The organism is Micromonospora sp. NPDC085948 (genome assembly GCF_040686315.1).
Lineage (GTDB): Bacteria > Actinomycetota > Actinomycetes > Mycobacteriales > Micromonosporaceae > Micromonospora.
In genome coordinates, this window is sequence record NZ_JBFBJW010000007.1 from 127494 (window position 1) to 141196 (window position 13703).

The 13703-nt window shown below is 69.7% G+C and carries 11 protein-coding genes; 2 read left to right on the forward strand and 9 right to left on the reverse strand.

Annotated elements, in window-relative coordinates; translation table 11 throughout:
• Window positions 1-86: 86 nt before the first annotated feature.
• From AB0O48_RS20155 to AB0O48_RS20175, 5 genes are read right to left on the reverse strand one after another with little or no spacing between them, the layout of a single operon-like run.
• Window positions 87-1505, reverse strand: a complete 1419-nt coding sequence (locus AB0O48_RS20155; RefSeq protein WP_365067472.1) for an adenylosuccinate lyase family protein — start codon at window positions 1503-1505, stop codon at window positions 87-89.
• Window positions 1505-3481 (reverse strand): FAD/NAD(P)-binding protein, encoded by a 1977-nt coding sequence (locus AB0O48_RS20160; protein WP_365067475.1) that lies wholly within the window; start codon window positions 3479-3481, stop codon window positions 1505-1507. Before AB0O48_RS20160 ends, AB0O48_RS20155 begins: the two co-directional genes overlap by 1 nt.
• Complete coding sequence (locus AB0O48_RS20165) at window positions 3478-4686, reverse strand: FAD-dependent monooxygenase (RefSeq protein WP_357571298.1); 1209 nt, start codon at window positions 4684-4686, stop codon at window positions 3478-3480. The genes AB0O48_RS20160 and AB0O48_RS20165 overlap by 4 nt, the downstream gene beginning before the upstream one ends.
• Complete coding sequence (locus AB0O48_RS20170) at window positions 4683-6254, reverse strand: AMP-binding protein (RefSeq protein ID WP_365067479.1); 1572 nt, start codon at window positions 6252-6254, stop codon at window positions 4683-4685. Before AB0O48_RS20170 ends, AB0O48_RS20165 begins: the two co-directional genes overlap by 4 nt.
• 10 nt (window positions 6255-6264) lie before the next feature.
• Complete coding sequence (locus AB0O48_RS20175; RefSeq protein ID WP_357252404.1) at window positions 6265-6807, reverse strand: SRPBCC family protein; 543 nt, start codon at window positions 6805-6807, stop codon at window positions 6265-6267.
• A gap of 264 nt (window positions 6808-7071) precedes the next feature.
• Here AB0O48_RS20175 and AB0O48_RS20180 point away from each other — a divergent pair, with 264 nt between their 5' ends.
• Window positions 7072-8850, forward strand: a complete 1779-nt coding sequence (locus tag AB0O48_RS20180) for a helix-turn-helix domain-containing protein (RefSeq protein WP_357571299.1) — start codon at window positions 7072-7074, stop codon at window positions 8848-8850.
• Between the two features lie 11 nt (window positions 8851-8861).
• On the opposite strand, the gene AB0O48_RS20185 is transcribed toward AB0O48_RS20180, so the two are convergent.
• From AB0O48_RS20185 to AB0O48_RS20200, 4 genes are read right to left on the reverse strand one after another with little or no spacing between them, the layout of a single operon-like run.
• Window positions 8862-9845, reverse strand: a complete 984-nt coding sequence (locus tag AB0O48_RS20185; RefSeq protein ID WP_357252410.1) for an NADPH:quinone reductase — start codon at window positions 9843-9845, stop codon at window positions 8862-8864.
• Window positions 9842-10687, reverse strand: coding sequence for an arylamine N-acetyltransferase (locus AB0O48_RS20190; RefSeq protein ID WP_357252413.1), 846 nt, complete (start codon window positions 10685-10687; stop codon window positions 9842-9844). The genes AB0O48_RS20185 and AB0O48_RS20190 overlap by 4 nt, the downstream gene beginning before the upstream one ends.
• Window positions 10688-10690: 3 nt before the next feature.
• On the reverse strand, window positions 10691-11500 hold the full coding sequence (locus AB0O48_RS20195) for an arylamine N-acetyltransferase (RefSeq protein WP_357252416.1): 810 nt from the start codon (window positions 11498-11500) through the stop codon (window positions 10691-10693).
• 4 nt (window positions 11501-11504) lie between these two features.
• Complete coding sequence (locus AB0O48_RS20200) at window positions 11505-12521, reverse strand: amidohydrolase family protein (protein ID WP_357571300.1); 1017 nt, start codon at window positions 12519-12521, stop codon at window positions 11505-11507.
• Between the two features lie 171 nt (window positions 12522-12692).
• Here AB0O48_RS20200 and AB0O48_RS20205 point away from each other — a divergent pair, with 171 nt between their 5' ends.
• Window positions 12693-13700, forward strand: coding sequence for a ketoacyl-ACP synthase III (locus AB0O48_RS20205; protein WP_357571301.1), 1008 nt, complete (start codon window positions 12693-12695; stop codon window positions 13698-13700).
• The last annotated feature ends 3 nt before the right edge of the window (window positions 13701-13703 follow it).

The following is a 13703-nucleotide window of genomic DNA, read 5'->3' on the forward strand; positions in this document are numbered from 1 at the left end:
ATCGCCTGTGGTTTTCGGCGTTCATCAGCACCAGGTAGGTGCGCGTCCGGGTCTGGACGAGCCGTATGGCGGGCCCGACCAGCTCATCACCGTGCTCCGTTAGGGCCCGGCCGGTCGCCGAGCACCCCGTCCACCAGGTGGCCCGCCGCGCCGAGATACCGGGTCGGATCGCCGATCCGAGCCAGGTCTTCGGCGGTGTAACGGTCCCGCAGTTCCGGTGTTTCCGCCAGAACGTCGAACAGGCTACGCAGGGTGGCCTCCGCTTCCGCGGAGGCCCGGGTCAGCACCTCCTTGATCCGGTCCCGGCCGACCGTACGGGAGAGCTGGGCGGCAATCCGCTCGGAGGTGAGCTGGCCGCGAGTGATCGTGAGGTTGGCAGCCATCCGGTCCGGGTGGACGACCAGCCCTCGTGCCAGTGTCACGGCCGTCTCGGCGGCACCGCCGGTCAGCCGCAGGCACTCGCGCAGCAACAACCACTCGGCATGCCACACCCCGGCGGACCGCTCGTCCTCACTGACCAGCGCCTGGGTGAGTCCGGCCGCCATCGGCGCCACCTGGAGAGCGGCGCTGCGGATCAGCGTGGCGAAGACCGGATTCCGCTTGTGCGGCATTGCCGAGGAGGCACCTCGACCGCTGGCCGCAGGCTCCGCCACCTCTCCCACCTCGCTGCGGGCGAGCGAGAGCACGTCGACCGCGATCTTGCCCAGAGCGCCGGCCACGAAGGCGAGCACCGCTGCGAGGTCCGCCAACGGAGTACGCAGCGTGTGCCATGGCAGCGCCGGCCGGCTCAGCCCAGTCTCCTCCGCGAACGCCACCACCAGGCCGTCCACGTACTCGGGACCGGGCTCGGTGGCGCCGTCCAGCGCCGCGTACTCGAGATAGCCGGCCAAGGTACCGGCCGCCCCGCCCAGCGACACGGGCAGGCCCTCGTCCCGTACCCGACGCAGGCGGACACGCGCGTCCACCAGCAACTGATGCCAGCCCGCCGCCTTCAGCCCGAATGTCGTGGGCGCGGCGTGCAGGGCCAGCGTGCGCCCGGCCATCGGCACGTCGCGGTGAACGAGGGCCAGCTCGGCGAAGGCGTCGGCGGCCTCGCCGAGATGGCCGTCCACCACGCTCAGTGCGTGGTGTGCGACCATCATCGCCGCAGTGTCCAAGATGTCCTGGCTGGTGGAGCCCCGATGGACGTACTCGGCGGATGCGGGGTCGAGCTCCGCGACGGCTCGGGTGAGTCGGCTGACGAGGGCCACCACCGGATTCGCGGTGTCCCGGGCGGCCAGCGCGATCTCCCGGAGGTCAAAGAGCTCGGCCCGGGCAGTACGGGTGATCACCGCGGCGGCCTGCAGCGGCATGGTGCCCAACCGGGCCTGCGCCCGGGCCAGCGCCGCCTCGGCGTCCAGCATGGCCTGCAGCCAGGCCCGGTCCCCGACGACCTGCTCGACCCTCGTGCCGGCGCGCACCGGCGACAGCAGCCCGCTGTCTACCGCCACGTCCACGTTGCCCATCACACGATCACCCCGTGGATGCCGGCGACCCCCGAGGCGTCACGGTCGGTCACCGTGGGCCCCACTGGCGGCAGTGACCTGAGTTCCGACGCGATCGCGTCGGCATCGGCCAGGATCACCGAGTCGACGCCGGGCCGGACGCCGGCCGCGGTGACCCAGTGCACCGACTCGGTGGGCACACCGAACGCGAACCGGCGAGGGTGGGCCTGGTCCTGGGCGTCGATGACCCGGTAGGGACGTTCGGTCACGGCCAGTCCTCCTGTTTCATGTCTGCCTCCGTTGCCGTACGGGATCCGGTACGGCCGGCATTGCTCGGTGTCGAGCATGTGGCGCAGCAACGGCTCGGCGGTGCCGGACAGATCCGCCTCGGGTAGTCGCGCCTCGATGAGAACTCCGGCACGCACCGGCGGCCCGGGCACCACCCGCGACGTCGCGACGAACGCCGGCGTCTGCGTGTCGATGACGATCTGGGTACCGGGCCCGGTCAGCTCCAGGACACCCGCCTCGATCAGCGCGACCATCTCCTCGACGCGCCGAGCCGGTGGACCGATCGACAGGAACGCGTTGAGCGGCGTGTACCACCCGGTCAGCTCGTCGCGGTAGGAGTCGCCGTCGATGCCGCCGTGATCGACCGCCAGGCGGATTTCGTTGCGCAGATCACGAAGAACGTCCAGAGCGGCCTTCAGCGGCCCATGAACATTGCCCGCGTGCGCCTCGGCCACGTCGCGAGCCAGGTACTCGATGAGCCAGGCCCGGAACTCATCCCGATTGTCGAAGGTGCGATCACGGTACGGATGGGCCAGCCGATCCCAGTCCCAGCGGTCCACCGTCGGTACCTGGCACTCGTCGAGCAGAGCCGCGTGCCGCCCTCGCGGCGCGGCCAGGTAGCGCTCCACGAAGGAATCGGCCTGGTCGACCGCCCCCGCCCGGCGCAGCCACGTCGCGTAGTAGACGCTCTCCACCTCAGTGGCGATCAGTGGCCACAGGTCCCGCCGGAACCGGATCGACTCGCCGCGCGCACGACGCGCTCGCAACTGCGCCACCGCCTCCGCGGTCAGCAGCCGGGGCAGGTACCGGCCGGACACCCCCTTCTGGTTGTCGCCGCGGGCGTGCGCCGGCACTCCGCGCCGCGAACTGGCGTACAGCATCGGCTCGGCCCCGCTCGGTCGGTACCGCAGGCGCCGGTCGGCCCGGTCGAACGTTCCCCCCCGACCCACCGTCAGCAGGATCATAAAATCGAAGAAGGTCAGCCCGAGCCCCCGCAACAGCACCGGCTCACCCGCGACGATGTGATCCAGATCGACGTCGGCCGGACTGGCTGGGGGCAGGTAGGTCAGCCCGTGGATCCGGGACAAGCTCGCGGCGCGGGCCTGCCGGGGATCCAGCCGGGAGGCCACGTGACCCAGGGTGAGCACGACGGCGTCCAGGTGGTGCAGCCGGGTGCCGTCGGCCATGCGTACGCCCTGCGGGCCGCCGGTGACGCCCGAGGTGTCGGCGATCGCCACCGCCCGGGAACGGTGAGAGCGAACCGACATGTGCGGCGGCGCGTTCGCGACGACCCGACGGAAACTGTCCCGCAGGTAATGGCCGTAGAACGCCCGGCTGGGATAGTCGTCGGGGCCGAGTTCCCGGGCCTCGTCGAGGATGGCCTGGTCGTGCCCGCCGAGCGGGCCGAGCAGCGCCACGCTCTTCGCCCACTCGTAGAGGCTGGGTCCAGGCTCGATCGGGCCGCCCAGCCGAGAACTCGGGTCGGTGTAGACGGTGATTTGCGAGGCGACCGTATTGGTGAGCAGCAGCCGTGACTGGTCCGTGCGCCACACCGCGCCGGAACCAGGGACGGCGGGATCCACCACGTGCACGGTGATGCTGGCGCAGGCCCGATCGTGGCGTTCCTGGGCACAGAGTCGTTCCAGGACGGACAGGCCGCGCGGTCCGGCGCCGACGACACAGATCTCCAGATGACCGGTACGGGTCATTGCATGGCTTCACTCGGTCGTCGGGCGGCTACCCGAGCCCCGTGCATCCAGGCCACCGTGTCGTGCAGCTGTTCCGGCGCCATGGCGGCGAGTGCGCGGTTGCGGGCCGACGCGGCGTCGCCGGCAGCGTGCCAGAGCCGGATGCTGTCGCGGGAGATGCCCTGTACCGCCGAGGTTCGCTCCCGTCGCGCAGCGGCGTACTGGAGGAGCACCCGGCTCACCGGCTCGACGCCGTGGCCGAGCAGGTCGCCGAGTACCACCGCGTCCTCCAGGGCCTGGCAGGCCCCCTGCGCGGCGTAGTGCAGCATGGGGTGCGCGGCGTCGCCGAGCAGGGCGACCCGGCCGTCGGTCCAGCCGTCGATCGGTGGCCGGTCGACCAGCACCCAGGCACGCCAGTCGTCGCTCAGGCTCAGCAGGTCGCGGACCGCAGGGAGCTGGGACATCGCGGCCCGCACCAGGGCGCCCTCGGTCGGACGGCCGGCGATCAGCGTCGACGCGCCGTTGAAGTGGCTGGCCGCCATGTTGAGGTAGGCGCCGCCGCTGATCGGGTAGTGCACGAAGTGGCAGTCCGGGCCGGCCCACCAGGTGACGGCGTCCCGGCGTACCCGGGCGGGAACCCGGTCCATGGGGACGATGGCGCGGTATGCGGTGATGCCGGAGTTACGCGGCTCGCCGTCGTCGATCATCTGACGGCGGATCCGGGAGTGGATGCCGTCGGCTCCGATGATCACGTCGGCCGGCAGCTGTTCGCGGGAATCCAGATGGACGGTGGCGCCGGCCGCGGACTGTGTGTACCTGGCGACCGACGCGTTGGGGCGCAGGGTTATCCGGGGCCGCCCTCGGCAGGCGTCGAGCAGCTGGCGGTGCAGCTCTGCGCGATGGACCACCACGTACGGGCTGCCGAATCGACGCTCGTACTCCTCGGTCAGCGGCATGCTGGTGACGTGCTCGCCACTCACTCCGTCCATGAACCGCAGCTCGGACATCGCGACGGCGCTCGCCCGGACCTGCGGGCCCAGGCCCAGCACGTCCAGCGCGTACAGGCCGTTGGGCGCCAGCTGGATACCCGCGCCCAGCTCGGTGAACTCCGGCTGGCGTTCCAGGACCGTCACGTGATGTCCGTGTGCCGCCACCGCGAGGGCGACGGCGAGCCCGCCGATGCCGCCTCCGGCGACCAGGACACGTACGGGCGCTCGCGTGCTCATTTCGCCGCGCTGCCCCGGTCGAGCAGCTGTCGGGCCAGCTCCAGCCGCTTGATCTTGGTGGTGGCGGTCTCCGGGAGGTCCTGCAGACGCCACTGCACGGGCGGTGCCATGGCAGGCAGGGTGGCGACCGCGGCGGCCCAGCGGGCGATGTCGAGCGGGCGGTCCCCGTCAGTGCAGATCACCGGGACCGGTGGCCCTTGCGGAGCCGGCAGGATGATCACTTCGACGAGTTCGTCGAGTTGGGTGAAGAGGGTGTCCTCGACCGCGAGCGTGCTGCCGAACCCGTCGATCTCGTCCACCTCACGGTCCAGCAGGTGCAGGCAACCCCACCGGGTCCGGTAGCCCAGGTCGCCCATCCGCCACCACGATCCGTGACGCTGACCCTCGTACCGCTCCTGCTCGCCGAGGTAGGTCACGATGCGCCCGTCGGTACGCACCTCGATGTAGCCGGGATTCTCGGAGGTGGGGCGGCGCCCGTCCCGGCTCACCACCCGCACGTCGGTCATGCCGGGGAACGGCATGCCGACGCAGCGCCCGTCGGCGCCCTCCGGCCGCTTGCGGGTGAAGGCGCGGGCAGCCACCGGACCGACCTCGCTTTGCCCGTACAACTGACCGAAGACCGGATTTGGATACGCGGACGCCGCGAGCATCCGCCGCACGGTCCGTGGATGGATGGCATCGAACGTGCTGCTGAAGTAGCGCACCGCGGCGAGCGGCCGACGAGGGTCGTCCGCCAACCGCTCCCAGCGCAGGAACGAGTTGGGATGGGTCTCCAGCACGCCCGGCCGGTGGGCCGCGAACAGATCCGCGGCGCGGTCCGGGTCGTTGTCGGCCAGCACGATCAGCGGAAACCCCCGCAACAGGGTGATCGCCAGCGCGGTGAACAGCCGGGAGTGCACGAAGGAGACGTGAATGGCCACCGGGCAGCGGCGCCGAACCAGCGCGGCGATCGACGCCTGCGGTCGGTAGCGCGCCTGGAGCGTCCGGCTGGTGTGGACGGCGAGCTTCGGTATGCCGGTGGTGCCCGAGGTGTGGGTGATCAGGGTGGGCTGGTCCGGCGCCATGATGATCGGAGCGACCTCCGGCACGCCGGTGAGCGCCCGCAGGGCGGTGGTACGGGGATGCTCGCCGGCTGCGAGCAGCACCCCGGCGGTCTCGGTGAAGACCGGCTCCGGCAGCTCGTGCTCGAGCTTGGCGCGGTCGGTCAGCAGGTATGGCCGGCCGGCGCGACGGATCAGCTGAAGGACCGTGGCACCGTCGAGCTGGGGAGAGAGCAGCACCGGCACGGCGCCGATCCGGGCCAGCGCGCATGCGGTCAGCGTGATGTCGAAATTGTGAGACTTGTACACCACCACGCGGTCCGTGGGCCGCACCCCCACGGCGTGCAGCCGGGAGGCGAGGTCGGCGATCAGGTCGGCGATGGCACCGACGGTGATCCGCCGCCCCAGCTCCGGCGCCACGTCGAGGTCGTGGTCGAGGGTGATGTCGGTACCCGGGTGGGCGGCCGCGGCTCGCTCGAAGAGCGTGCCCAATTGGATGCCTCGGTTGGCGATTCTCTGTAGAAACATGTCAGGACTCCTACCGCTCGCTCTCGACGATCGCCCTGATGCGGCGCAGCGTCTCGTGCAGGTCGGCGCCGACCTTGGCGCCCCATTCGGTGATGAACCGCCGGCGCTCGTCGTCGCCCATGTCCTGGGTGATCTTCCGGATTCCCTCGGTGGGCGTATCCATCCGGAAGTGGTGCACGAGCCGGCAGCCGTTCGGCTCCCGGATCATCCGGAAGGCCCACACGCTCGTCTGGGCACGGCCCTGGCTGTCTCGCATCGCCCAGCTGAACTCCGTGCCGGGGACGGCCGTATGGATCTCCGCCTCGGTGGTCCAGGTGCCGCGAACGACCGGCGCCCAGGAGACGACGTCCTCGCCGCGCAGGTTGTGCCCGCGGAACACCGCGCCGGGCGTACCGGGGGTGCCGCTGATCCACTCGCCTCCGGTGCACTCGGGACTCCACTCCCGGCTGCGGGGAAGGTCGCTGACGAGCGCGTACACCTCGGTCGGGGTGGCTTCGACGATGAGTTCCGCCTGTGCTTCGAACAGTGGCGTGGTGGTCTCGGTTTGGGCCATGGGGAGAATCGTCGGTAACGACTTCCGGGGGGGTCAAAGCGTTCGAAGCTGATCCATCAGGTCGCCACCGTCGCTCGCGCCGACCGGCGAATTACTTGATTCACGCCATATTCTTCGCGCCGTCCGACGCTCTAGCCTGGATCTCGGGTAGCGATCCAAGTGCGCGGCGTGACGATGGGTGATGTGACATGCACACCCGCTCGGCATCGTCGGGAGGTGCCGCGCGCCAACGCCCGGGACGCGACTATGGACACGGGGAGAGTCATGTCTACGAAGATCGACCAAGGCACCACCGTGCTTGCAGAACCGCTGCTGTCGGCCCACCCACGTTACGGATTCGTACACGTCGCTGAGCCGGACGGAGTTGCCGACCAGGTGCAGGGCCTCGTCCCACCGCAGGACGAGGGAACCCTGCTCCAGGACATCGCCCGTCAGGGGCGGCGGCTGCTCGACGCACCTGTCGCATTCGTCGCCGTCGTGTCCGAGGAGGGGCCCGCGATCACCGTACGCGCGGTGGACGGCTCCGGCATGGGCAGCGAACTGCGCCTGCCGGGGAACCACCCGTCCGCTGCGGCGCTGCTCGACGGCTTGTCTCTCTGGTGTCTCTCGGACGATGCCCGGGGGGCCGCCGGACAGCCCTTGGTCGGCCCGCGCGATCCCCGCGAGGAACCGTTGCACCCGGTGATCGCCGTACGACTCGGCCGCGTTCATGGATCCGCCCCCCGCCGTTCGGTCACCGCGCTGTACCTCAGCGACCGGCGGCCCCGGGCGATCATCGTCAGCGAGCGCATCCAGCTGACCTCGTTCGCCCGGCTGGCCGGCGCGGCGATGGAAAAGACGCAACTGCTCGACCTCGCGATCGCCCGGCTCTATGGGCTCGAGCAGCAGTCCGCCCGCGCGGCCGCCGACCTGGACCGGCTACAGGCTCTGCGCTCGGTGCACTACGGCTTCATCGACCTGGCCGTCGCTAGGGGTGACGCGCAGGCTTTCGTCGACGAGGCGGACCGGCGGATCGGCGGATCGGTGCGTCTGTGCACCGCCGACGGCCTCGTGGTTGCCGCGAGCCGCCCCACGGCGGGACGCGGCGACCGCACCGAGGCGCTCCCTGGTCCGGCCACCTCCGGCCGGGATCCGATCACCCACGACGTGCGTTCCTGGGTGGTCCCGGTACTGGCCGGTGACCGGCGAATGGGAAGCCTGCTCGTCGAGATCGACAAAGCGCCGGGCGAGCCCGATCACCAGCTACTGCTCCTGATCGGCCAGGCGGCGGCGGTCATCCTGCGGCAACTCGACGACAGCATGGAGAGTCAGGCCCGGCGGGCACTGCTCAATGAAATGATCACCTCGCCGAAGCCCGCCGACACACTCGTGGAACAGGCCCGCAGGCTCGACGTCCACCTGGACCGGCCGTACGTCGTGGTGGTCCTGCGTCCGGACGGCGTCAGCCCGCACTGGGCGTCGGTGTGGAGCGCGGCATTCGCCGCCCGTAGCGGTGGGCTGTCCGCCATGCACGACGGCGACATCGTGCTGCTCCTGCCGGGAGACACCGACCCGGCCGAGGTCGCCCGAACGGCCGCCGACGAGTCGCGATCGCTCTTCGGCCGGCCGGTGACGGCAGCCGCCTCCAACCCCAGTTCCGGCCCCGTAGGCGTGGCCGCACGGTACCGGCAGGCCCTGCGCTGCCTGGAAATCATGATCCTGATGGACCTGGGCGGCCGTGGCGTATCCGTGCAGGAGCTCGGTTTCCTGCCCATGCTGCTGGCCGGACGGGAGGGCATCGACCAGTTCATCGACACCACGCTCCAGCCGATCCTGGACTACGACCGGCACCGCAACGGCGACCTGGGCCGAACGCTCGACGCGTACTTCCAGTCCGGGCGCAGCCCGACCAACGCGGCGAAACTGCTGCACATGCACCCGAACACCGTCACCCGGCGGCTGGAGCGGGTGACACGGCTGCTCGGCTCGACCTGGCAGCGCCCCTCACGGGCACTGGAGATACAGCTCGCGCTCCGCCTCCACCGCCTGCTCACCGAGCTGTGACACCCGCCGGGTCAGCCGGGTACGACGAGTGCCCGGCGCCCGCGCATCTCTCCGTCCTCCACCATCTGGTGCACCTTCGCCATCTCGGACAACGGGAAGCGGACCACCTCCCGTGGGTTCAGCCGGCCCGCGGCCAGCAGCCGGTTGACGGCGCCGGCAGCCTCCGCGAGTTCGGCGGTCGTCGCGTGCGAGATGACGAAGCCGACGATCGACCGATCCATCATGTAAAGGTCACCGACGGGCAGTACCGGCCTGGTTCGGGCACCGGCGAGCAACACGATCCGGCCGCGGGCCGCGAGCCGCCCGACCACCAGATCCAGATCGTTGGTGCCGGAGGTGTCCAGGTAGATGCCGATGCCCTCCGGGCAGGCCGCCGACAACCGTTCCCCGAGATCGGGCGCCGCGTAGTCGATGACCTCCGCAGCGCCCGCGGACCGGCAGAACGTCTCGTCCCGGGGCGCGGCGGTCGCCACCACGCGACCTCCCAGGGCCACCGCCAGCGTGATCAACGCCGTGCCGACGTTGCCGCCGCCCCCGCCGACCACTACCGTCTCGCCGGGACGCAGGCGTCCGTGCACGGCCAACGCCAGGTACGCGGTCGCGGCCGGATGCAGCACGGTTACCGCCTCCGCCGACGCCTCCGCAGGCAGGTGATAGAGCCGGTCCGCGGGCACCACGACCCGCTGCGCCGCGGCGCCCTGGCGGCCTCCGTGGCCGAGGCTGTTGCACCAGACCCGGTCCCCGGCGTGGAACTCGGCGACACCATCACCGGAGCGTGCGACCACACCGACCAGGTCGCGGCCCACGACGAACGGCAGCGGGACGTGCGTCCGGAACGCGCCCGAGCGGACAAACGTGTCGACATGATTGACCGTCGTGGCCACGACGTCGACAAGCACGTCGGTCGGTCCGGGATGCGGCGTGGGTAGGTCGCCGTACCGGATCGCGGCGGCCGGCCCGAGCCGGTCGATGTACGCGGCACGCACGGTCGTCACCGCAGCACCAGGCTCTTAAGGCCGTCGTCACTCTGGAAGAAGGACATGCGCATGGAATCGTCGGCGTACGGACCCGGCGCCGGGGGCTCGTCCATGGTGATCCCGAACCAACGCTGGTACGCCTCGAGCACGGCGGCGTCGCCGACCAGGATCTCGGTGGTCTGCCGGCCGTCGGCGAGGACGGTCAGCTTGTTGCCCTGCAGGGTGACGCGGCCATTCTCCAGGGGCAGGGAGCAGAACATGTTCTGCAGGAACGGTGACGCCGGATGGGTGCGGTACCACCACAGGTTCTGCCGGAAGTCTGGCAACTCGGCCGGCTCGTCATAGAAGCGGTACTGCAGCAGATCGTTGCGGTACACGTCGGTGGTGTCCGGCTCCGGGCGTCGTGTGCTGAACCGGCCGTGCGGATCCACATGCGGCTCGGTCGTGCCGAGCCGCATCGGAAAACGACTGCTCTTGCCGAAGCCGACGTCGGACATCCAGCGTGAGCCGGTGTCCGGAAAGTGGACGGTCATCATCACGTGATTGTGCGGGGCGGTGAACCGCCCGGAGATCCAGACCCGGCACTGGTGCAGCGTCACCGGGAAGTTCAGTGCCTGCAACAGCAGGTAGAAAGCGGTGTTGATCTCGTAGCAGCCGCCGCCCCGCCGCCGGTACACCACCTTGTCCACGATCCGCTCGTCCATGTAGATCTCGTGACCGAGGTGATAGTCGATGCTCTCAAACGGCACCGTGAGGGTGTGCCGCTCCTGCAGGTCACGCAGTGCGGCGAGGTCCGGGCGCTCGGGCCGGTCGGCGCCGATCCGGACCAGGTAGTCCTGCACATGCTGCTCGGTCAGCACGGTTCAGTCCTGTTCGTACGACATACGCATTGACTTGTTGGCGTGCGGGCTCGGCACCGGCGGCTTGTCGAGCGTGATGCCGAAGTACTTGTCGTACGCCGCCAGCAGATCCTCGTCGTTGGTGATCCGTTCGATCCGCCGCTGATCCCCGTCGATCACCACGAGCTTGTTCTCGCGCAGGATGACCCGCCCGTTCTCCGTCGGCAGCGTGGTGGACAGGTTCTTCAGGAACGGCGAGTCGGGCGAGGTGCGGTACCACCACACGACCTGCATGCCGTCGCTGGCCACGATCGGCTCGTCGTAGAAGCGGAACTGCAACACGTCGGCCCGGTAGACGTCGGTGGCGTTGTCGGCGACCCGCTTGGTCGAGAAGGTGCCGTGCGGGTCGTCCTGCGGCTGCGGCGACTCCAGCAACAGCGGATAGCGACTACTGCGGCCCAGCCCCACATCGACCAGCCACCGATCGTCACCGAACCGCACGGTGCTCACGGAGTGGTTGTACGGGGGCGTGAATTCCTGCCCGAGCCAGACCCGGCCCTGGTGCATGGTGATGTCGAAGCCCAGCGATTCAAGCAGATAGTGGAACGAGGTGTTGATCTCCCCGCAGCCGCCGCCCCGGCGCTGGTACACGATCTTCTCGACCACGCGCTCGTCGACGAAGATCTCCTTGCCGAGGTGGTAGTCGATGGTCTCGAACGGCACCGTCAGCGAGTGTCGCGCGTGCAGCAGCCGCAGCGCGTCGGCGTCGAGACGCTCCGGCCGCGAGGTGCCGATCCGGTCCAGGTAAGCGGCGACCGTCGTGTCGTCGAGCATGTCTTCACCTCTCTGTGGATGGGAAGCTCTCCGTGGGGCGGAAGCGGGGAAAGAGCCTCTCCGCGTTGGCGCGATTGACCGCGGCCCATTCCGGCGGGTCGAACTGCGCGAGGCGAGCCACTCCCGCACCGTTCGAGGCGCCAAAGCTCTCCGGCATGAACGGGTAGTCGGAGCCGACCAAGATTCGTTCGACGTTGGCGAAGAGCCGGAGTGAGGCGAGCGAGTGCCGGCCACCACACATCGCCACGTCGAAATACAACCGTCGGAGCACGGCGATCGGATCGTCGGGGAGGCGGGCGGCGAGCTCGCCGTTGATGATCGAGCCATAGGTGAGCCGGTCGGCGTAGTAGCTGATCCCACCACCGCCATGCGGCAGGATCATCGGCAGGTCAGGGAATCTTTCCAGGGTGCCGTTGTAGAGAAGCTGGGCGGCCAGCCGCACCGACTCGAACGGGAACTCGTAGAGGGAGAGCGGCAGGCCGAAGGTGGGCTGGCCGACCGAGGGCGGAACTCCCGGGTGGATGAAGATCGGTGTACGCCGCCGCTCGGCCTCGGCCAGCAGCGGATCGAGCCGACGGTCCCCGACGTAGATCCCGTCGTAGTTGGTCAGCAGCCCGAGCCCGTCGAGGCCGAGCACGTCGATCGCGTACACGAACTCCTCGACGCAGTCGTCGAGGTGCGGGAACGGCAGGACCGCGAACGCGCCGAAACGGCCAGCGCCGTCGGCCACGAATTCGGCGAGATACTCGTTCAGTCGGCGCGCGAAAGCGCGGGATCGGGAACGCTCCAGCATCGGCACGCCCGGCCACAGGTTGACCACGGCCGCGCGTATTCCCTGCCGATCCATCATGGCGAGACTGCTGGCGACGCTCCAGGACGGCCGATCGACACCGGAAAGCACAGCGACGCCGCCCATATCGCGGACCGCTGCGCTGTAAAAGTCGGGAATGATGTGGTGGTGCACGTCGATGGCATCCATCCACGGCGATCCGGCCGGCTCGTTGTCGGGGTTGACGTCCACATTCGAATCCTTGCGATCGCACATGTCCCTGCCAAGGACGCCGGGGCTAATGTGTCATCTCTCTTTCGACTGTTGCTCGGGCGGTCCGGGTGCCATACATTAAGCGACAAAATCCGTGCCCGTCCGTATCGCTTTCGTCGACGGGCTCCGGCGAAGGAATGGATTTGGTGAATGCTCACATTTCCACGAGGCGAACGGCCGGTCGGCGTGCTCGGCACCGGCTCGTACCTGCCGGGCAGGGTGGTGACCAACGCCGAGGCGGCCGAGCACGCCGGCGTGACCGGCGACTGGGTGTTCGAGAAGACGGCGATCCGGGAACGGCGATGGGCCAAGGCCGACGAGGCGACCTCTGACCTCGCGATCAGCGCCGCGCGAATGGCCCTCGCGGATGCCGGCATCGACGCCGCGGACCTGGCGCTCGTCATCGTGGCCACCTCGACCCCGGATTCCCCGCAACCCCCCACCGCCAGCATCGTCGCGAGCGAGATCGGCGCTGGCCGCGGCGCGGTCGCGTTTGATGTCAACGCGGTGTGCAGCGGCTTCAGCTATGGCCTGGCCGTCGCCGAGCGGCTGGTGGCCGCGAATGGCGACCGCCCGGCGCTGGTGATCGGCGCCGACGTCTACTCGCGCATCCTGTCTCCGCGCGATCGCCGCACGACGGTCCTCTTCGGTGACGGGGCCGGAGCCGCGGTGATCGGCGTCGGCGCGACGCACAGCATCCTTGCCACCCGGCTGGTCAGCTTCAGCGAGGCGCACGGCCTGGTCGGGGTGGCGGCCGGCGGCAGCCGCTTGCCGGCCTCGGAGCAAACCATGCGTGACGGCTCGCACTACTTCACCATGGACGGGCGCGGTGTACGCGACTTCATCGACGACCACGTGACCCCCGGCATCGCCGGGTTCCTGTCCGAGCACGGGATACGGCCGCAGGAGATCAGCCACCTGGTGTCACACCAGGCCAACGGACGGATCCTCGCCACCATGGCGGATCGGCTCGGAGTGTCGTTCGAGCGGTTCGCCACCACGTTGGGCGTCTACGGCAACACCGGGGCGGCGTCGGTACCGATCACCTACGACCAGCTGCGCCGCTCGGGTGCGGTCCGCCCCGGTGACCTGCTACTCCTCGCCGCGTTTGGTGGCGGGATGACCATGGGGATAACTCTTCTGCAGGTGGCCCGGTAGAAG